Source organism: Rhodococcus sp. WMMA185, from assembly GCF_001767395.1.
Classification (GTDB): domain Bacteria; phylum Actinomycetota; class Actinomycetes; order Mycobacteriales; family Mycobacteriaceae; genus Rhodococcus_F.
The window spans coordinates 3,320,008-3,339,876 of the sequence record NZ_CP017014.1 but is presented as its reverse complement, the minus strand read 5'-3'; the positions used below and the strand labels follow the sequence as shown (position 1 = coordinate 3,339,876).

The 19,869-nt window shown below is 63.6% G+C and carries 22 protein-coding genes; 5 read left to right on the top strand and 17 right to left on the bottom strand.

Annotation, left to right across the window (positions count from 1 at the left end; all coding sequences use genetic code 11):
- The first annotated feature begins 14 nt into the window (after positions 1–14).
- Positions 15–389, top strand: coding sequence for a hypothetical protein (locus BFN03_RS15010; RefSeq protein WP_157109630.1), 375 nt, complete (start codon positions 15–17; stop codon positions 387–389).
- 185 nt (positions 390–574) lie between these two features.
- Here BFN03_RS15010 and BFN03_RS15005 read toward each other — a convergent pair whose 3' ends face one another.
- From BFN03_RS15005 to BFN03_RS14995, 3 genes are all read right to left on the bottom strand, one after another.
- Positions 575–925: a hypothetical protein gene (locus tag BFN03_RS15005; protein ID WP_157109628.1), complete on the bottom strand. Its 351-nt coding sequence runs from the start codon at positions 923–925 to the stop codon at positions 575–577.
- Positions 926–954: 29 nt separating this feature from the next.
- On the bottom strand, positions 955–1,947 hold the full coding sequence (locus BFN03_RS15000; protein ID WP_157109627.1) for a hypothetical protein: 993 nt from the start codon (positions 1,945–1,947) through the stop codon (positions 955–957).
- Between the two features lie 283 nt (positions 1,948–2,230).
- Complete coding sequence (locus BFN03_RS14995; protein WP_070379671.1) at positions 2,231–3,493, bottom strand: ATP-binding protein; 1,263 nt, start codon at positions 3,491–3,493, stop codon at positions 2,231–2,233.
- A gap of 136 nt (positions 3,494–3,629) precedes the next feature.
- Between BFN03_RS14995 and BFN03_RS14990 the strand changes: the two genes are divergently transcribed.
- Together BFN03_RS14990 and hypB are read left to right on the top strand one after the other, a co-directional pair.
- A complete protein-coding gene (locus tag BFN03_RS14990) occupies positions 3,630–3,959 on the top strand; it encodes a hydrogenase maturation nickel metallochaperone HypA/HybF (protein ID WP_070379670.1) in 330 nt (109 codons plus the stop codon).
- Positions 3,960–3,964: 5 nt separating this feature from the next.
- Complete coding sequence (gene hypB / locus BFN03_RS14985) at positions 3,965–4,720, top strand: hydrogenase nickel incorporation protein HypB (RefSeq protein WP_070379669.1); 756 nt, start codon at positions 3,965–3,967, stop codon at positions 4,718–4,720.
- Between the two features lie 61 nt (positions 4,721–4,781).
- On the opposite strand, the gene hypD is transcribed toward hypB, so the two are convergent.
- Genes hypD through hypF form a run of 6 tightly spaced genes read right to left on the bottom strand, consistent with a single transcriptional unit; the run spans position 4,782 to position 11,113 of the window.
- A complete protein-coding gene (hypD, locus tag BFN03_RS14980) occupies positions 4,782–5,909 on the bottom strand; it encodes a hydrogenase formation protein HypD (RefSeq protein WP_070379668.1) in 1,128 nt (375 codons plus the stop codon).
- Between the two features lie 24 nt (positions 5,910–5,933).
- Entirely contained in the window at positions 5,934–6,206 is a 273-nt protein-coding gene (locus BFN03_RS14975; RefSeq protein WP_070379667.1) for a HypC/HybG/HupF family hydrogenase formation chaperone, read from the bottom strand.
- Positions 6,207–6,219: 13 nt separating this feature from the next.
- Positions 6,220–7,320, bottom strand: coding sequence for a hydrogenase expression/formation protein HypE (hypE, locus tag BFN03_RS14970; RefSeq protein ID WP_070379666.1), 1,101 nt, complete (start codon positions 7,318–7,320; stop codon positions 6,220–6,222).
- The gene (locus BFN03_RS14965) at positions 7,317–8,018 is read right to left on the bottom strand and encodes a D-sedoheptulose-7-phosphate isomerase (protein ID WP_070379665.1); all 702 of its coding nucleotides are present in this window, start codon (positions 8,016–8,018) and stop codon (positions 7,317–7,319) included. The genes hypE and BFN03_RS14965 overlap by 4 nt, the downstream gene beginning before the upstream one ends.
- 8 nt (positions 8,019–8,026) lie before the next feature.
- Complete coding sequence (locus tag BFN03_RS14960) at positions 8,027–8,761, bottom strand: hydrogenase assembly protein HupF (RefSeq protein ID WP_070379664.1); 735 nt, start codon at positions 8,759–8,761, stop codon at positions 8,027–8,029.
- Positions 8,762–11,113 carry a carbamoyltransferase HypF gene (hypF, locus tag BFN03_RS14955; RefSeq protein WP_070379663.1) on the bottom strand — a complete coding sequence of 784 codons (2,352 nt, stop codon included), beginning with the start codon at positions 11,111–11,113 and terminating at the stop codon, positions 8,762–8,764. It abuts the gene before it with no gap.
- 363 nt (positions 11,114–11,476) lie between these two features.
- Here hypF and gntH point away from each other — a divergent pair, with 363 nt between their 5' ends.
- Together gntH and BFN03_RS14945 are read left to right on the top strand one after the other, a co-directional pair.
- Positions 11,477–12,784: a guanitoxin biosynthesis MBL fold metallo-hydrolase GntH gene (gene gntH / locus BFN03_RS14950; RefSeq protein ID WP_198163276.1), complete on the top strand. Its 1,308-nt coding sequence runs from the start codon at positions 11,477–11,479 to the stop codon at positions 12,782–12,784.
- Positions 12,774–13,775, top strand: coding sequence for a CobW family GTP-binding protein (locus BFN03_RS14945; RefSeq protein ID WP_070379662.1), 1,002 nt, complete (start codon positions 12,774–12,776; stop codon positions 13,773–13,775). Before gntH ends, BFN03_RS14945 begins: the two co-directional genes overlap by 11 nt.
- Positions 13,776–13,829: 54 nt before the next feature.
- On the opposite strand, the gene BFN03_RS14940 is transcribed toward BFN03_RS14945, so the two are convergent.
- The 8 genes from BFN03_RS14940 to BFN03_RS14905 all read right to left on the bottom strand — a co-directional run bounded on the left by BFN03_RS14940 (position 13,830) and on the right by BFN03_RS14905 (position 19,856).
- A complete protein-coding gene (locus BFN03_RS14940; RefSeq protein WP_070379661.1) occupies positions 13,830–14,567 on the bottom strand; it encodes an SDR family NAD(P)-dependent oxidoreductase in 738 nt (245 codons plus the stop codon).
- 10 nt (positions 14,568–14,577) lie between these two features.
- Positions 14,578–15,360, bottom strand: a complete 783-nt coding sequence (locus BFN03_RS14935; protein WP_070379660.1) for an SDR family NAD(P)-dependent oxidoreductase — start codon at positions 15,358–15,360, stop codon at positions 14,578–14,580.
- Positions 15,361–15,370: 10 nt separating this feature from the next.
- On the bottom strand, positions 15,371–16,390 hold the full coding sequence (locus tag BFN03_RS14930; protein ID WP_070379659.1) for an asparaginase: 1,020 nt from the start codon (positions 16,388–16,390) through the stop codon (positions 15,371–15,373).
- Between the two features lie 125 nt (positions 16,391–16,515).
- Positions 16,516–17,202, bottom strand: coding sequence for a cation transporter (locus BFN03_RS14925; protein ID WP_070380959.1), 687 nt, complete (start codon positions 17,200–17,202; stop codon positions 16,516–16,518).
- Positions 17,202–17,531 (bottom strand): ArsR/SmtB family transcription factor, encoded by a 330-nt coding sequence (locus tag BFN03_RS14920; RefSeq protein WP_070379658.1) that lies wholly within the window; start codon positions 17,529–17,531, stop codon positions 17,202–17,204. Before BFN03_RS14920 ends, BFN03_RS14925 begins: the two co-directional genes overlap by 1 nt.
- A 36-nt stretch (positions 17,532–17,567) precedes the next feature.
- Positions 17,568–18,191: a TetR/AcrR family transcriptional regulator gene (locus BFN03_RS14915; protein WP_070379657.1), complete on the bottom strand. Its 624-nt coding sequence runs from the start codon at positions 18,189–18,191 to the stop codon at positions 17,568–17,570.
- Positions 18,191–19,066, bottom strand: coding sequence for an ABC transporter ATP-binding protein (locus tag BFN03_RS14910; RefSeq protein ID WP_070379656.1), 876 nt, complete (start codon positions 19,064–19,066; stop codon positions 18,191–18,193). The genes BFN03_RS14915 and BFN03_RS14910 overlap by 1 nt, the downstream gene beginning before the upstream one ends.
- The gene (locus BFN03_RS14905) at positions 19,059–19,856 is read right to left on the bottom strand and encodes an ABC transporter ATP-binding protein (protein WP_070380957.1); all 798 of its coding nucleotides are present in this window, start codon (positions 19,854–19,856) and stop codon (positions 19,059–19,061) included. The genes BFN03_RS14910 and BFN03_RS14905 overlap by 8 nt, the downstream gene beginning before the upstream one ends.
- Positions 19,857–19,869: the final 13 nt, after the last annotated feature.

Below are 19,869 nucleotides of genomic sequence, written 5' to 3'. Positions count from 1 at the left end.
GGAGGGGATTCTGAATGAAGCGATCAAGGTTCGTTCGAGCCAGCGCGTTGGCTATCGGACTCCTGATGCTCGGCTCCGGCGTTGCAAGCGCCCAGGATGCGTGGCCGGTCGATCCCGGACAGGGAAACCACATTCGTCCGGTCGAGGTGACGGACTACGTGCTGATGCCCGATCAACTCGACTTTTGGAATCCGGCCGTCGGCAAGACCCGCGTCATTTCCCCCTTCGGGAGAACCAAGATCGTGTGCACGGGCTACCGCGTGGACAGCGAGTGCTGGCAGGCCGATCCGGCAGGAAACCCGCACAAGCTCGAACTCCTATTCGGCATGGGCGTTTTCGGTTCCCTTACTACAACACCCGCGCAGAATGTCTTCGTCTATTCAGGGTGATCTGTTTTACGGCCGGGTGGCGATTGAGCAGACTGCCTACCACGTCCGAAAGTGCAAACAGCGGTGACTGATTGGTGGTGGTGGGGCTGCTGTCCATGCGGACGACAGCCTCGAGATCTTCGGGTTCGAAGTCCCGGACCAACTCCGGTTTCACTGCCCGCTCAGGCGAATCGACCGCTATCGCCCTATTCTGATGGGCCCTGGAGCGTCCATGTTCCACAATCGACGGAACCGAATCTCACGTCGTTGGAATTGATTGTTACCGGTATCGATTGTGTGATGCGAGGGTCCGGGCTCGAGGCTACGCAGGGATTATCTTGTCTGACAAACAGACTCCCATCATCAGCACGTGAGACGATGCTGTAGACGCCGTCGTCGGCGAAACCGGTGGCGGTGTAGACGCCCGGCGCAATATCGGTGCCCACCTCAAACACCCCGTCGGGAAAGGTCGTGAGCGGCTCGGCGCTCGCGACATTACCTCCAAACAGCCCGAACAACGCGGGAATGACAACTATCGTCACGCGCAATTTACGCATCGTGTATCACCCTTCTGGGCATTTACCGGCTATGGTTGGAGAACTTGATCGTTGAGAATGCATTGGTTCAAATCTGCGCCAGTCTTTCCTGTGCAATCCGGCGGCACATCAGTGGAATCCTGCGCTCTTACTACTCTGATCGTCGTCAACGGCTGACCGCCGCTATTGATATCGGAATCCGGGGTGTCCCGGGGTGAACAACGGATACTGTGATATCCGGAATGCGGTTGAATAAGATCGCTGACGTCGTTCTTCGTCAAAAAGGTGAAGAAATTGTCCGGATTATTGTAGACGTTTGCATTGGTGCCAACTCGAACTGTCGGGGTGATCTCGCCAATAACCGACGAGGTGCTTGTACCTCCCGTGTCATCGGGCGCCTTCACTGTCACGCTGATTCCAGGAATAGCCATGGTCCGGTTGGTCGTGCTCCAACCTCCATCGTTGTGTGCTGAAGTATTGGGCCCGTCTTTGGTGACCCCCCCGTTTTCTGTCCGCTGTTCGGTGGCATTGTTGAGTGCCATTCGCAGGTGAGTTCCTGTCGCAGACTCGTTTCCATCGTCTTTGATACGGATAATGTCGGTCGGAAATTTTCCTGACGATGAAGGATCGTTCACGGACGCAGAGACGAAGTCGGTTCCCTTTGGAATGTCGACATCGAGTTTTGTTCGCGTAGCGTACCCCAATTCACCTGCTACGACGGCATTCTCGGGATCATCGAAAGTCTTCGGATTCAGTTCGATGCTGTCGAAGTCGAGGTCGTAGGTAAATTCTTCCCCTGGGCTCACGAATTGTGGGTACTTGACTCGAACCCCGATTTCATTCGGGTTCCCGGTTGTGGAGTCGGTGAAGAGGGTGTCGACTGGGCTGTTAAAAGAAACGAAAGGCCCAGAACCCTCAATGCTGAATGCACCGCAACTTACTTTAAAATTTGTGTCCGCCTCGGCGATTCCATTTTTTCCGACGACAAGATCGTCAGCGGCCGATGCGGCTGTATGCGTGAACGGTATTACCCCAGCCGACACGATTGCTATTGTCGCGAATCTAGAACATCGGGTCAGATTCATATCTTCACCTAGTCAATTCTGATGTTGCAGTGTGTGGACTGGGGTCCGCGCCTGGTACGGCGTGTTTGCAGTCCCTTTAGTGTTGCTTTGGCGAGCGGTGTCGGCTTGGAGAGTACCTCGCATCGGACCAACCCAGTGTCCACCAATCGGTGGATCTTTCGCCCTCGGACGACGATTCAAGGCCGAACGGTCGTATTTGGATGAAGTTCCCGACCATCGTGGGACGCTTCTCTGTAGTGAGTCAGGTGCGTGCGTGGCTGACGATGTCTTCGTCGAACGCCCGAACCATGTCCGGGGTGAGGGTGGGCCGCACCTCGTCGATCACGTTCAAGTAGTCCTGAGTGTCGGCGTGGCAGCGTCCCCCGGAGTCGACGCTGCGTTCGAACGTCGCCTGCGCGACAGTCCGCGCAGCATGAGCAACATCGGCAGGAGTGTAGCCCTCGGTCGCGGCAACGAGAGCCGACACATCCACTTGTTCGTTGCCGAGATAGCGCTCCCACAGAGCGAATCGGGCTTCGGCGTCGGGCGGTCCGATCGGGAGCACGTAGTCGAATCGCCCGTGCCGAAGGAAGGCATCATCGAGTATGCGAACGGAATTGGTCGCGCATACCAGAAGTCTCCCGGCCCGTTCCCGGAAGCCGACGATCGACTTCAGTAGTTCATTGACCACTGCGACCGATGGCGATCCGGGACGTCGACGGGTTGCCACTTCCTCGACCTCGTCGATGAAGACGACGACGTGTTCGAGTTCGTCCATGGACGCGAATGCGTGCCCCAGACCGGCGGCGAGACCGTTCTCGTTCGACGCCAGCCGCGAGGGGAACAGTTCGACGAATGGCCACCCCAGCCGACTGGCGATGGCCCGCGCGAAGGTTGTCTTCCCCGTGCCAGGTGGTCCGAAGAGCACCACTGCGCGTGGCGGCGACACTCCGTGATCGGCCGCCAGCGCAGGCTGCGACAGCGGCAGCACGATCTTGCGCTCGATGAGCGATTTCTCCCGGGACATTCCGGCTACCTGCTTCCACAAACCGGCGGGTGGCACGCCGCCGCCGAGCAGCGCTAGAACCTCAGCGGATTGGGGGGAGACCGTTCCGACCTTCTCGTAGTAGGTGACGCCTGAGCGCGCAGTGAAGCCGGAGTTGGTCAGAGCCGCGGCACCGGTCTCGCCGTCGGGCAGGAGTGCGGTCACCCGTCGCACACCCTTGGCGTGCAGCCGGTGTTCGAGTTGCGACAACAGTGCGCTGCCGAGTCCGCGCCTCCGCCAGCCGGGGTCGAGTGAGATGCGCATGACCCACGCGCGGTCTTCGTCGATACGGCCGACCGCGGTCCCGATGATGCGTCCGTCCGTCACCGCGACCACGGCCGGGTGGCGATTGAGCAGACTGCCGACCACATCCGAGAGTGCGAACAACGGTGACTGGTTGGTGGTGGTGGAGCTGCTGTCCATGCGGACGACAGCCTCGAGATCTTCGGGTTCGAAATCTCGGATGCTCCAGGCGTCCATACAGCGCCTCCCGGTAGTGGCGGCGGAAACTCTCAGGGTACGCGTTGAAGACGTCCGGTCGCCGCGATGGCTCGATACGGCGGGTGTGGAGGACTACGCTCGAACGGATAGGTGACGAGTCCTGAACGGGGCCGCGATGCACGAGTTGGCAATCACCAAGAATGTCGTCGACGTCGTCTGCGAGCATGCTGCAGGCCGGCGGGTCTGCAGTGTGCGCGTGGAGGTGGGTGCGCTCACAGCCGTGGTCGCCGAGTCGATGCAGTTCTGCTTCGAGCTGGTCACGGAGGGGACCGTTGCCGACGGCGCTCGACTGGACATCGACCACAGAGCGGGCGGCGCGCACTGCCGCGAGTGCGGTGGTGACTTCGTACTCACGGACCTGGTGCTGTTGTGCCCGTGTGGAAGTGCGGACGTGGAGGTCACGTCGGGCCGGGAATTACGGATCCTCTCGATGGAAGTGAGTTGACGCATATGTGTGCCACCTGCGGCTGCGGAGAAGACACCGGCACCAGGGTCACCGTGCCCCATGAGCATGAGCATGAGCATGAGCATGAGCATGAGCACGACCACACGCACGAACATCCGCACGAGACAATAACGCTCGAACAGAAGGTGCTGGCGAAGAATGACCTCACGGCCGAGCGAAACCGCGAATGGCTGGCCAGCCGAGAGGTGCTCGCTCTCAACGTGATGAGTTCGCCGGGTTCCGGCAAGACGACGTTGTTGGAACGTACCATCACCGACATCGGTGGGGAACGACGCGTCTCGGTGGTCGAGGGGGACCAGGAGACGCTGCTGGATGCAAATCGGATCAAAGCTACGGGATGTGCTGTAGTACAGGTGAATACGGGAGCCGGATGTCATCTCGACGCGGAGATGATGCGGGATGCACTGGCAGCGCTCGATCCCGTACCGAATTCGTTGTTGTTCATCGAGAATGTAGGCAATCTCGTGTGCCCCGCCCTGTTCGACCTGGGTGAGAATGGCAGGGTCGTGGTGATCTCGGTTACGGAGGGCACCGACAAGCCGCTCAAGTATCCGCACATGTTCGCGGCGGCGAACCTCGTAATTGTGAACAAGGCAGATCTGTTGCCGTACGTGGACTTCGACGTCGACCTCTTCGCGAAGTACGCGCGGTCGGTGAACCCCGGATTGGAAATGATTACCCTGTCCGCGACGACAGGTCAGGGGATTCAGCGGTGGTACGAATGGATTTCGACACGATAGCGACACCATCGGGCGTGCGACCATTGCGCGAACAGGCGATGCCCGGGTAGAAGCATCCGGGTCAGCCTCGTCGGCCCAGCAACTGGGCGGTCTCACGGTGAAGCCGACCGAAGTTGTAGTACGCGGCGCATGCGCCCTCGGGCGACACCATACATGTGCCGATCGGGGTCTCTGGTGTGCAGGCTGTGCCGAACACCTTGCATTCCCAAGGCTTGATGACGCCCTTGAGGACCTCACCGCACTGGCACGCCTTCGGATCCGCCACACGGATGCCGGGCATCGAGAATCTCTCCTCTGCGTCGAATTCTGCGTAGTCCTGGTGAACCCTGAGGGCGCTCTGCGAGATGAATCCGAGCCCACGCCATTCGAAGTGCGGTCGTAGTTCGAACGTCTCGGCCATCAGCTTCAACGCCTGCATGTTGCCTTCTGCGCGCACGACCCTCTTGTACTGGTTCTCGATCTCGCAGCGTCCCTCGCGGATCTGACGGAGGAGCATGTGCACGGATACGAGGATGTCGAGTGGCTCGAAGCCCGCGACCACCATTGGTTTTCCGTACACCTCGGCGACGAAACGATAGGGGCGCAGTCCTACGACGGTGGATACGTGACCGGGGCCGAGGAACCCGGACAATCGAAGGTCGGGGGACTCGAGGATTGCCTTGATCGGGGGCACGATCGTGACATGGTTGCAGAACACACTGAAGTTCTTCACGCCCAGTGCCCTGGCCCGGACCAACGTGACCGCGGTGGACGGTGCCGTGGTCTCGAAGCCGACGGCGAAGAAGACCACCTGTTTGCCGGGATTGTCGAGGGCTACCTTGAGCGCGTCGAGTGGCGAGTACACGAACCGGACGTCCGCTCCTCGGGCCTTGGCTTCGATCAGATTTCCCTGGGACCCGGGCACCCGCATCATGTCGCCGAACGTGGTGAAGATGACGCCGGGCTGCTCGGCCAGCCACATGGCATCGTCGACGCGGCCCATGGGGATGACGCACACCGGACACCCGGGTCCGTGCACGAACTCCACAGTCTCAGGCAGTAGATGCTCGATGCCGTGTCGATAGATGGTATGGGTATGCCCGCCACACACTTCCATGAACTTGAACTCCTCGCCATCGGCGAGCGCGGTGATGGATTCGACCAGGGCGCGAGCCGCCGCGGGGTCCCGGAATTCGTCGACGAACTTCATCCCATTCCCTCGTTCATGCTGTTGTCACGTGATTTCGGACGAGTTGAACGCGTCGATCTCGTTCTCGTAGTCGGCGCCCATCTTCTGCACCTGATCCAGCGTCATCTGCGCCTCGACCTCGTCGATTTTCGCCATCGCGAAGCCGACGTGTACGAGCACCCAGTCACCCACGACGAGACCGTCCTCGGCCAGCAGTCGAACACTGATCGTTCGCTGGACACCGTTCACGTCTACCTTGGCCAGATACTCTTCGGCGTCGACGATGTCGACCACCCGAGCGGGAATCCCCAGACACATCGTGGTCCTCCTCTCAGCAGATACGGGGGAGTGGGTCGCCGACGAGCATGTCGACGATTCGGCTGCCGCCGAACGAAGTTCGCAATGCGACGATGCCCGGCGGTTCGGCCATGATCTCGCCCACCACGGCCGCGTCGGCTCCCCGAGGGTGGGTACGCATCGCAGCAACCGCCGCGTCCGCTTCCTCTGCGGCGACGATCGCGACGAACTTGCCCTCGTTCGCCACATACAGCGGGTCGATGCCGAGCATGTCGCAGGCTCCCAGAACCTGAGGCTCGATGGGCAGAGACTGCTCGTCCACGATCACAGCGAGCTGCGAGGCCCGAGCGAGCTCGTTGCAGACGGTGCCGACACCGCCACGAGTGGCGTCCCGCATCCAACGCGTCGACGGGGCCGCTTCCAGAAGCGTCTCCACAAGCGCATTCACGGGGGCCGTGTCGGTGGCGATGTCGGCCTCGATGGCCAGGTCACCACGGGCGAGCATCACGGCCATGCCGTGGGCGCCGATGGTCCCCGACAGCAGAACCTTGTCGCCGGCCCGAACGAGATCTGCCGACAGTCGCCGTCCCTCCGGGATGACGCCGACGCCGGCGGTGGAGATGTAGACACCGTCGGCGGCGCCCTTTCCCACGACCTTGGTGTCACCGGCCACGATCTGTACACCGGACAGGACGGCTGCCTCGCTCATGTCGGCGACGATCTCCCGCAGCTCGGCAATGGGGAATCCCTCCTCGATGACGAATGCGGCCGACAGCCACCGCGGGCGAGCACCGGACACCGCAAGATCGTTGACCGTGCCATGCACCGCGAGGTGTCCGATGGAGCCGCCGGGAAAGCGCAGCGGCTGAACGACATACGAGTCGGTGGAGAATGCGAGCCGCTCGCCCGAGGGCACGGTGAACGCGGCGGCATCGCCGAGTTGCTCGAGTTCCGGATTACGGAACGCTTCGACGAACACCGCGTCGACAAGGGCCGCCGACGACTTTCCCCCCGCGCCGTGAGCGAGCGTCACCACCTCGTCCAGCAGTCGTGGGCGGCGTTGTCGGAACTTGTCGATCCGTTCCAGGACGCGGCTTTCGTGCTCTGCCGAGGCGGCAGATCGGGTTGTGCTCATGGAGCCTCCACGGAATCGGGGGAAACGTGGGAGTCGGGGGTCGGCTGTGTCATGTGTTCCTGAGCCACCGACCACAGCCGGTATCCGAGCATCGCGTGGCTTTCCTGAATGCGGTGGATGCTCTGTGAGTGCACGGTGAAGCAGAAGTCGAGATAGTCGGCAACCGCCATCCGGCCGCCCTCGTGCCCGGCGAACCCGATGGTCAGCAGTCCCCGCTCCTTGGCCTCCGTCAGGGCCGTCATCAGGTCGTCTGAATTTCCGGACGTCGACAACGCGATGGCGATATCGCGATCTCGGGCGTGAGCGATTATCTGCCGCTTGAAGATCAGGTCGAACCCGACGTCGTTACCCAAGGCGGTCACTACGGCCTGATCGGCGGCGAGTGACCATGCCGCGACCGGACGACCCTGCGCGGGCCGACTGAACAGCGAGGCCAGCGTCGCAGCGTCGGTGGAACTGCCGCCGTTGCCGAACGTGTATAGGCGGCCGCCACGGCGGAACCGGTCGGCCATGTCGATACCGGCCGCGGTGAGTCCTTCTCCGTACTCGTCCAGCGACTCCTGCTGCAGGCGCGCACTCTCGGCGGCCTTACTGCGAGCCGAAGCGGCGAGGTCGTCGAGAAGGCTCTCGGCGTCGGTCTCCTCGGAATCGATGAACGGATAGAGGAAGTTGGTGCTTTCGGAATCGTGAGCCATCATCTGTCGGCCTACTCGCCTGCGTCGTCGAGCCGCGCGATCGCTGTCCCTGCATGCACCAGGACGAGATCGTTGGGCCGGACATCGCCGAGAATGCTGACGTCCACCCACTCCTCACCCGAAGACGTGCGGATCAGCGCCGGTCCGAGGGCGTCGGCAGGCTCGACCACGACCTCGCCGAGTCGCCCCTCGTCGCTGCAGGCAACACAGACCGTGTCGTCACACTCCTCGGTTCGAGGTTTCAGCAGCCCCGGGTGTTCGAAGCAGACGTGGGTGAGTTCCCACAGCAGGTGGTACATCAGAACGAATCGGCCGGTGGCCGGGATCATCGGATCGGCGGAGTCGATCCACAGGATGTGGTTCGCCGCACCGGCCGGCGGGCGCGGCCCTGCCCCGATCCACAGTGTCAGGGCGCCCCAGGCCGGGGCGCGGCGCATCGCCTCGACCACCGCGGGTTCGTCGGCCGACGCCACCGCCAGCAGGATGTCACCTGGCCTGCTCGCCACGCGGGCTTGTGCCACCGGGTCGGGTTCGACGAGGGCAACCGAGGGTAGTGCGCGTTTGCCCATGATGACGGGATGGACGAATTCGACCGCGACGTGATGGGCGTGGGGTTCCCACTGCGGGGAGATCACCCAGAGCGTGGCACCGTCATGGAATCGTCGGGCCAGGGCCAGTGCTGCGCAGGCGAGATCCGCGGACAGGTCCGTGTCGACGAGGTGTTCGCCCGCTTCTGTGGTGGCCATTCACGTCGCTCCCGTCCCGGGCCGACTCGTCGGAGGCTGCCGACGTCGCGGCCCGCGCATGGCTGCCGCGGCACCGATCACCGCCTGGCCGAGCGAGAGTCCTCCGTCGTTGGGAGGCACCCGGTGGTGGGTGAGGACTCGATAACCGCTGTTCTCCCAGTGTGCTCTCAACAGCTCGAGGAATAAACGATTTTGAAAGACTCCTCCGGTGAGGCCGACCGTGGTGACACCGTTCGCCGCGGCGGCCCGCCCGACGATGTCCGCTGTGGCGGCCGCGACGGCGTGGTGAAAGCCCAGCGCAATGTCCGCGGGTGGCGTCCCGTCGCGCACGGCCGCAACCATCCCGGAGACCAGTACAGCCAGCCTGAGCTGGTCATTTTCGACCTCCATCGTGAGGGAAGCGGGCTGTGAAGCGGTACGGGCGAGGGCCTCGAGTTCGATGGCTGCCTGTGCTTCGTAGGTGATTCGGTGACGAACGCCGAGCAGCGAGGCGACACCGTCGAACAGGCGGCCCACGCTGGTCGTCCTGATGCAGCCCAGACCTGAGGACAGCTGCGACTCGACGGACGCACGCTCCGCCGCCGGAATCGCCTCTACGCAGGGCAGCCCTTCGCTGTCGGTGACACCGGCCTCGTGCAGCAGCGCCAGCGCGACGCGCACCGGATTGCGAACAGCGGCGTCGCCACCGGGAAGCGAGAACGCCTGCAGGTGCCCCACGCGTCGCGTGGTGAGGATGTCCGGGCCCACCAGGAGGAACTCGCCTCCCCACACCGTCTTGTCGCAGCCGTATCCCGTTCCGTCGAACGCGACGCCGAGCACCGTAGTGCCGACCAGACCGTGTTCGGCCATCAACGAGGCGACGTGTGCATGGTGGTGTTGGACCGTGTGTAGGGGAGTGCCAGTGCGGTCGCTGTAGCTCTGTGCCCACTGCCGGGTCGAGTAACCGGGATGCTGGTCGGCGACCACGGTCCGCGGCGAGATGCCGTGCAGATGCGTCAACTGCCGCACCGATGTCTCGAATGCCCTCCTACTCTCCAGGCTGCCCATGTCGCCGAGGTGCGCGGAACAGAACGCGTAGTCCTGTCGGGTCAGGCAGAAGGTGTTCTTGATTTCAGCCCCGACCGCGAGCACTTCGGGGCCGCGCGACGGGAGGACGACCGGCAGGGGTGCGAATCCCCGCGAGCGTCGAATCGGCAGCACGGTGTTGTGCTCCGTCGCCAGCACGGAATCCTCACACGGCACGGCAATGTGCCGGTCGTGCATCAGGAACATATCCGCGATGTCCCGCAGTCGCGTGCGAGCGTCGTCGTTGTCGAAGCACAGCGGTTCGCCGCCGAGATTGCCCGACGTCATCACCAGCACCTGCGGCGGTATGACATCGCTACCGGGCGGCGGGGTGAAGAGAAGGTGGTGCAGAGCGGTATAGGGGAGCATCACACCGAGATCGTCTATCCCTGGTGCGATGCCGTCGGCTACCGCAGCGAGATGTTTCTTACGCAACAGCATGATGGGTCTGGCCGGATGCCGCAGCAGTGCGCTCTCGGACTCGGAGATCTCGCACAGTTCGGCGGCCATTGTCGGATCGGGCGCCATCACCGCGAATGGCTTGTCCGGCCGGTGTTTCCGATCCCGCAGAGTCGCAACGGCATCGGCGTCGGCGGCATCGCACACCAGGTGGAATCCGCCGAGACCCTTGACCGCCAGGATCTTTCCGTCCCGCAATGCCTCCTGCGCGGCGGTGAGCACGGTGTCATCGCCGTCGAGTCGGTGCCCGTCGATCTCGGCGAAGAGGCGCGGGCCGCAGTCCGGGCAGCAGACCGGCTGGGCGTGGAACCGGCGATCCGTGGGATCGATGTACTCGGCGAGACACCCCTCGCACATAGGGAACTCGGCCATCGTTGTGTTGTGCCGGTCGTAGGGCAGGTCCGTGATCACGGTGAACCGAGGTCCGCAGTTGGTGCAATTGATGAAAGGGTGACGATATCGGCGATCGGATGGGTCGGCCAGTTCGCGGAGGCAATCGGCGCACGTCGCCATGTCCGGCGACACGAGCGTCCTGGAACCGAGGGCATGGCGGCTGTCGACGATACGGAACGACTCGTCGCGCCGGACCGGCAAAGATTGGACTGCCATGTCGACGATTACGGCCATCGGGGGCGCGTCCGTTCGGAGGCGCCGCGTGAACTCGGACAGTGAAGACGGCTGGCCTTCGACTTCAATGAACACGCTGACGTCGTCGTTGCCGCAATGACCGGGAAGACCGAGGTCGTCTGCGAGTCGAGCGACGAACGGCCGGAAGCCGACACCCTGCACCGCCCCGCGGACCGTAATGCGCGATCGCTCGACCGTCATTTCGAGAATTTTTCTCTTGTTATGGTCCTCAGTGCAAGGATTTCGTTCTTCGTCGATGTGCCCGACCGCTGTCGTGGAGATGCGTCAGTCCGTCACAGTCGGACCGGTGGATCTCGGTATGCCGCAGGGTCGATTCACAGATACCGAAAAGGTAGACGTCTCGTCAGAATTTCGATGCCGTTGACAGACTCACTCACCTTCGGGAAAAGTTGGAGTCCTCCCGATATTTACAGATATTTACAAGGGACTCGGCCCACGTCCACGAATTACGACGAACAACGTGGGATCACTTGAAGCTGCCCCACGCATCTCGGACGTTGGCGATTCTTCATCTACGGCTAGCGATGCGCACCTGGAGGAGCGATGATCCAGCCAGACAACCCGTACGGTGCCCGGCCCGGCGGCGGAATCAGCCTTCCCGACTACTACCGGCCGATGACGTCGATCAACAACCGCAACTTCTACTCCCCAGGCACCGAGATCCTGCCCGAGGGCGAGATGCGCATCAGCATCTTGGGCAGCACGCCGTGGCCGCCGACTCGTAGCCAGGCAGGAACTTGCATTCTCGTCGAGTGCGGTACCGGCCGGCCCCAACCGCGACGGTTCTTCTTCGATCTGGGCAACGGAAGCGTGAAGAACGCATTGGCCATGCAGGTGCCACCGATGTTTATCAACGACATCTTCATCAGTCACCTGCACGGCGACCACTATGCCGATCTGCCGTACATGTACCCGTTCACGGCCTGGGCAGGACGATGGCAGCCGTTGCGCCTCTACGGCCCCTCGGGCGCGACGCCCGAGTTGGGGATCGAGCACATGGCCAAGCACATGCGCGAGATGCTGCGCTGGCATGAGGAGAACTTCCTGCACGCGACGATCTCGGCCGGCTACGAAATGGACGTCACGGAGTTCGATTGGAAAGACGAGAACGGCGTCTGCTACGACCAGGACGGCATCGTGGTACGGCATTGGCCGCGTTCCCACGTCAAGGACGGGGCCTCCGCCTACCGCCTCGACTGGGAGGACGCCGGGCTCTCAGTGGTGTGGACCGGCGACGGTCGTCCCGACGAGAAGACCGAGAAGTATGCCTCCGGGTGCGATGTGTTCATCACCGAGGGCCAGATAGACACCCCGTCGCTGATGTCGCTGAAGTTCGGCGTCCCCGAGCAGCTCGCCAAGTACACGATCGACTCGTGGCACACGATGTACTACGCGGCGGGTTATCTGATGGACAAGGTCCAACCGCGGATGGGGATGATCGTCCACTACGAGGCCGGCGGAGCGGCGCTGGACGCCGAGTCGGTTGCCGAGGTCCGGGCGAACTACAAGGGGCTGTTCCAGTTCGGCGGCCCTGACATCCAGGTTGTCAACGTGACCAAAGACCGGATCTGGTCTCGGGAAGCCGCGATCCCGGACGGCGCCGCGATTGCTCCGCTCGATCCGCGGTGGCTGCTGCCCTCGCCGTTGCCGTCCGAGTTGGAACTGCCGCGTCCGGAACTTCCCCGTGAGCAGCAGCAAGAAGAGTTTCTGCGGGATATGGAGATCGATCCACACGAGTACTACCCGCCTGACGCCGACCGCGAACCCGTGCAGAGTTGGCCGGCTGAAGGCTTCAAGATCGATCCGCGAGAGATGCTACGGGCCAGGGGGATAGACCCCGATGCGTCTTGACACGAACACGGCCCCGGGACGGCGTGCGGTCGCCGGCGTCGATTCCAGCGCGATCCCGCTGACGATAATCACCGGGTTCCTGGGTGCGGGAAAGACCACGCTGTTGAACCGGATTCTGGGCGGCAGTCATGGGCTGCGCGCCGCGGTCTTGGTCAACGACTTCGGATCGATCAACATCGACGCCGACCTCGTCGTCGGCGTCGCGGACGACATGATCAGTTTGGCCAACGGCTGCGTCTGCTGTGAGATCCGAGACGACCTACTCGGCGCGGTCGAGCGTCTGGTCAGCTCTGCGACACCACCGGAGCACATCATCCTGGAAGCGAGCGGCGTGGCCGACCCGGCCAGCATCTGGGCGACATTCGCCGGCTCCCAGCGCCCCGACTGGGTTCGGCTGGACGGCGTCACCTGCGTGGTGGACACGGAGCAGATCTTCGAACACCTCGACGAGGCCCCCGACTTATTGATGCTCAAAGCCCGCCAAATCGGTTTCGCAGATCTGGTCGTGCTCAACAAGGTCGACCTGGCCGGCCCCGCAACCGTGGCCTGGGTGCGGCAGTGGATCGACACGATGATGGATCGCGTTCGCGTCGTGGAGGCAGTCCGTGCCGACATTCCGCTCGAGATCCTGCTCGGGATGCGATGCGACGAGCGGGAGCCACGCCTCTCGCAGCAGGACGGGAAATTCCGCCACCGGGAACAGTTTCATACGTGGACCTTTCGGACCAGTCGCTTGTTCGACCCGCTGTCACTCAAAGAAATGATCCGCCGCGACTTGCCCGGCGAGGTGTACCGGTGCAAGGGTTTTGTGTGCGTTGCCGGTGACACACCGTCACGCATGCTGCTGCAATCGGTGGGGCGGCGTTCAGAGCTCATTCCCGCAGAGACTGGAGCTACCGAGAGACGAAGTGAGATCGTGGCGATAGGCACGTCCTCGCTGGACCCGAAGCGGTTACGAGGGCTGTTCGAACATTGCCTCGTCGCGCGGTGACGCATAGGCGGGTTACCGCATCCAGGCGACAAGCGTCTCAGCGGGAACCCCGCATCAGGGCATCACATCTCCACTGTTCGGGCCCAGGGTCTGGCCCAGGTACAGATTCCCACCCGGGTCGGACGCCAATAACACGGCGGTGGGTGCCACCTCTTCCGGCCGTCCCCATCGGCCCAGTGGAATCTCCGCCATCTTGGCCGCCTTCCACTCCTCGGTCATACCGGCGACCAGCGGAGTCGTGACAGGTCCCGGCGCGATGGCGTTGACCAGCACGTTGTGCCGTGATACCTCGAGCGCGAGCGACTTGGTCAGCGCGATCACCCCGGCTTTCGCGGCCGCGTAGTGCGAGAGTGCCACCGCGCCCTTGATGCCGAGTTGCGAAGAGATGTTGATGATGCGGCCTCCACCCGCCGACACCATGGCAGGAACCGCTGCCCGGCACATCAGAAAGGTGCCGGTCAAGTCGATGTCGATCGTGCGGCGCCACACCTCGAGCGGCATGTCGGACAGTTCCGATTCCTCGGCGATGCCGGCCGAGTTGACGAGGACGTCCACCTGTCCGAGCGCGTCGACAGCTCGTGCGTACGCACTGCGCACCGACTCCTCGTCTGCGACGTCGACCCACACCGCTGCGGCCGCCCCGAGTTCTCCTGCGGCCCGTTCCGCCTGCATCTCGTTGCGGTCGGCGATTACGACTGTCGCACCCTCGGCGACATACGACTCGACAATTGCGCGGCCGATACCGCTGGCCCCACCTGTGACGAGTGCCCGTCGGCCGTCCAGGATCCCCATCCGCGTTCTCCTAGTCCTGCATCTTGACGGTGAGACCACCATCGACGACGAGCGATTGCCCTGTGAAATAACGTGATTCGTCACTGACGAGGAACCGGATGACGGTCGCGATCTCGGTGGGCGTTCCGACTCGTCCCCACGGAATGTTCTTGCCTGCCGCTGCCAAACCGTCGGGGCCGAGCGAATTGACCGGATCAATCGACTGAGGAGTCTCGATTATTCCGGGAATTATTGCATTGGAGCGTATTCCGCGCGGGGCGAGCTCGAGCGCGAGTGCCCGGCTGAGTCCGAGCACACCGGCCTTGGCGGCCGAATAGTGGGCGTGATCGCCCCACCCGTAGACCCCGCCCACAATCGAGGACATCGAGACCAGTGAGCCTGGCCCGTCAATCCGGTTGGAGGCGGCGCGCAGGGTTCGCATGACGCCGCTGAGGTCAACCTCGAGCATCTCGGACCAGGCGTTGTCGTCGAGTTCGCCGATCGCGTTCTTCCGGAGAATACCGGCGTTCGCGACGGCGAAGTCGAGTCGCCCCCATTCGGTCAGTGCGCGTTCGGCGAACGCTTCGACCTCCCTGGTCGAACGCACGTCGACCTCATGGATCACGCCCGTGCCGCCGACGTCCTCGACGCTGCGCAGCGTTTCCTTCGGATCATGAGGATCGCCCGGGAAGGTGCCGATGACCACGCTCACGCCCACTTCGGCCAATGCGACCGCGGTTTCGCGGCCTATGCCGCTCGCCGCGCCGGTCACGATTGCCACCCTGTTCTGCAGATTCTCGTACGAGTTGAACATGAGGTCGCTCCTACTTGCCGGTCTGATTCACCGAGGTGTACGGCACGACGGTGAGGTGGGTGTGCGTGCGGATGATGTCGGCGACCTCAGAGGGGGATGACGCGGCGAGGGCCGCGGCGAGCAGGACCCGTGCCTGTGAGGGCCTGAGAAGACCGGCCGGTAGGGCGCCGACTTCGGCCAGGTCGGCCCCACCTCCGTTTCCGTAGCGGGGCATGATGTCGCCGTTTGCGACGCGAGTCGCGACTATCACCGGGATACCAGCAATGATGCAGTCTCGGGCGGCGTCGACGAACGACATGTTCGCGTTGCCGATCCCGGTCGCCTCCAACACGATTCCCCTGGATCCCGCATCGACGGCGGCATCGAGGAGGGTTCGGTCGGCGCCCGGATAGACGGCGACGATGTCGACCCGGGGGAGCTCTTCCGGTACCGGAAGTGATTGTGGGCGAACCGGTTTGGCGAGAAGGCTGAGAACTCCTGTGTCGACTCGGCCTAGAGGGCCGGTGGCGCCGTTGTCGAACGCATCCAGTGCGGTGGTATGTCTCTTCCGGGTGGCGGCAGCAGCGTAGAGGAGGCCGTCGAACACGATGGTTGTGCCGAGGTCATGGGAACGACGGTCGGCAGCGACGGCGATCGCATCCCTCAGGTTGCGCGGTCCGTCGGACGACGGTTTGCCAGCGGTGTTCTGGGCGCCGGTGAATATCACCGGTCGCGGATCGGCATGGTGCAGATCGCTGAGATAGGCGGTTTCCTCCATCGTGTCCGTGCCGTGGGTGACGACGACACCGGATACGGACGGATCGCAGAAGACGGCCTGGATCGCGCGGACGATGCCGAGTTGATCGGCGGGTGTCAGCAGGTAGCTTCCCACCATCAGGAGGTCGCGACTCTCGATCTCGACTTCGAACGGCGCGGTTGCACACACCGAGTCGAGCAGTGCAGACACGTGGTCGGATGCGACGGCATGCCCTTCCGGGTTGTTTCGGGACGCGATGGTCCCACCTGTACCCAGTACCACGACCTTGCTCATGACTTGCCCTTTACGCTGCGCAAACGTTCGTCTCGAACGTTCGCGTTCACCGAACGCCGTCCGAGACACCCCCGACTGTAACCATGCGGAGGAAGGGTGGGTCAGTTGTGCGTCTGACGTGGGTCTTAGGCGCAGTTGTGATCGGCGTGAGGTTCATTGGTGGTGACCGGACGAGAGCAGCAGGTGTCGCCCTTCCAAGCGTTGACGCCTTCTCTTACGGCGATCACAGCGATGATGAGAGCGGCAATAGGGTCTGCCCAGGACCAGCTCAACAGGCTGTTGAGCAGCAGCCCGGCCAGCAGGACCGCGGACAGGTAGGTGCACAACAGCGTCTGCTTCGAATCGGCTACCGCGGACAGCGAACCTAGTTCGCGTCCGGCTCGGCGTTGCGCCCACGAGAGCACGGGCATGATCGCGAGGCTGGCGGCAGCCAAGGCGATGCCGATGGTCGAGTGCCGAGCCTCGTCGGCACCGAGCAGTGAGCGAACCGCTTCAACGGTGACGTAGAAGGCCAGGGCGAAGAACGACCACGCAATGATTCGCAGGGCGGTTCTCTCGCGGGCTCGGGGATCCTTGCCGGCGAACTGCCATGCCACAGCCGCGGCAGAGGACACCTCGATCACCGAATCGAGGCCGAAGCCGATCAGTGCGGTAGAAGAGACCCGCGCTCCCTCCGTGAGCGCGATGCAGGCCTCGAGCACGTTGTAGCTGATCGTCGCTCCAACGAACCAGCGGATTCGCCGTGACAGCACCCGTCGCCGCTCGGTGGAGACGAGCTGCACTGAGTGCAGGCCGACCGAGTCGGTGGCCATCAACAGCACTCGTCGGTGTCGGCAGATGGGCAGCAGGACGGATCAACCGCCAGCACCAGGCCGATCAAATCGTCGAGCGCTCGGCCGATACGGGGATCGGCGAGTTCGTACCGGGTGTGACGTCCTTCCCTCACCGAGACGACCAGCCCGCATCCGCGCAGACACGCCAAATGATTCGACAGGATCTGCCGCGAGACTCCGATCTGTTCGGCAAGCTCGGACGGATATCCCGGTGCCGAGCGAAGGCTCATCAGGATCTGGGTCCGCGTCGTGTCGGACAAGGCGTAGCCGAAGCGTGTGAGCGCATCGCGATGGACAGTCGTTTCCATAACCCAGATAGTACATGGAAATCTGAATTCAGAAAATCATGTATTGAGTGTGCGGGCTTCAGTGCGTAGTTCGCCAGTGAGGTACCGCTGCAGATTGGGGGCTACAAGTTCGACGACCCGTTCGGGCGTGGCCGAGGCCAGTGGTTCGAGGGCGAGCAGGTACCGCATCGTGACCAACCCGATCAGCTGGGCGCCCACCAGGTTCGCGCGCCATTGGGCCATCTCGGGGTCGGTCTCGACGGACTCCACGATCGGTCGCATCGCCCGCTCGAGCAGGAACTCTCGTAGCAGCCTGGCGCTGCGCTCATGTGCGATCGAACTGCGCACCAGTGCCATTGCCGCCGGGCCTGCAGGGGAATCCCAAACTTCCAGTGCCGTGCGCAATATCCGCTCGGCGAGCCGGTCAACGGGACCATCGACGATTGTGTCCACGTATTGTCGCGGGTCGATCGGGGCGTCCATCATCGCCACGAACAATTTTTCCTTGGTGCCGAAGTAGTGGTACACCAACGCCGCATCCACCCCGGCGGATGCGGCGACGGAGCGAACGGTTGTCCCGCCGTAGCCGTGCTGTGCGAAGGCAAGTCTTGCAGCACTGAGGATCTGGTCTCGGGTGTCCTGTTTTCCCGGCCGCCGCCCGCTCCGCCGCCCCGCCGCCATTACGACTCGACTTTCGTATCGCGGTCGATCAGCACCATGGTCTCCTCCAGGGTGGCGGGCACGTCCGTCACCGCCGCAACGACGCCGGCTGCATCGAGCGCACCGCGGACGACGGTGGCGTCGGCCCCCGCGACCCGCACCTCTCGTCCGGCGAGCGTCACGGGAAGTTGCGCCGCCACCAGGGCGTCGAATGCCTGCGCCCACTCGGTCGTCTGTACGGTGACCGCCCTTTGCCCGCCGATGATGTCGTCGAGTGTTCCGTGCGCCACCAGGCGCCCGCGCGACATGATCACCAACCGGTCACACTGTTGGGCCTCCTGCAGATAGTGCGTGGTCACCAGTACCGCACGCCCGGAGTCGGCCTGGTCGTGAATGGTGTCCCACAGCCGGGTGCGGGCCAGCGGGTCCACACCCGAGGTCGGCTCGTCCAGAATCACCAGATCCGGGCGGTGAGACAACGCGCAGTAGAACGCCAGCCGCCGTTGCAGCCCCAATCCGATCTCTCCGACCTGACGCGTCGCGACCGCCTCGAGTGCCTCCGGTAGGGCTTGCGATGTCATGCCGAACGCCTCGGCGACGAAGTCCACGTTCTGCCGGACCGATAGTTCCTGGTACAGACCGAGTCCCTGCGGCATATAGCCGAGTCTGCGGCGCGTGCTCCGCGACGGCGGTGAGCCGAACACCTCGACGGACCCTCGGTCCACCGGCTCTAGCCCGAGGATCATCCGGATGAGGGTGGTCTTGCCGGCCCCGTTTGCACCGATCAGTCCCACGATCTCGCCGGGGTGAACCTGCAGCGACATGTCCCGGACGGCAGTGACCGGCCCGAAGCTCCGCCACACCCCACGTACATCGATCGTCACCGGCTCAGTCATTCCCCGACCCCCGTTGCTCGTCCCGCTGCAACATCAGCGCGATCACCGCGTCCTCGAGGTCGGTTCGTCCGTCCGAATCGGCCTGCCCGTCCGGATCCCAGACCCGGAAGGTGTTGCCCCGCCGCCAGGTTCGGGCCAAGCCGTCGGGCCGCGTCCCTTCGGTGACGATCGTCCCAGGGACAGAGGAGATCACCTTGTCCGGGGTTCCCCACCCGAGCACCGAACCGGCCTCGAGTACCAGCACTCGGTGTGCCCGCTCGGCCTCATCCAGGTACGTCGTCGACATCAGCACCGCCGTGCCCGACGCTGCCGCTTCCGCCACCATCCGCCACAGCTCCACCCGGCTGACCGGATCCACGCCGGTGCTCGGTTCGTCGAGCAGCAGCACCTGCGGGCGAGGCAGCATCGCGAGGCAAAAGCCCAGTTTGTGCCGCATCCCGCCGGACAGCTGTGCGCCGAGCCGGTCGCCGACGCTACCGAGACCGGCCGGACCCAGCAGGGACTCGCTCCGCTCGGCCAGCTGTTTCGACTTCATTCCGTATGCGCTGCCGACGAATTCGATGTTTTCGTCCACGGTCATGTCCAGCCACACTCCAGAGGCACTCGGCTGGAACCCGACCTCGTCCTTGGGAGGCATCGTGACGGTGCCCTCGGCGATCGGTACGCGGCCAGCCAACGCGCCGAGCAGGCTGGTCTTGCCTGCCCCGTCCCCTCCGACGACCGCGGTGACCTCTCCGCGCGGAATGTCGACGGTCACGTCGTCGAGTGCCGGTCTTCCGCCGTAGCGCACCGTCAATCCGATC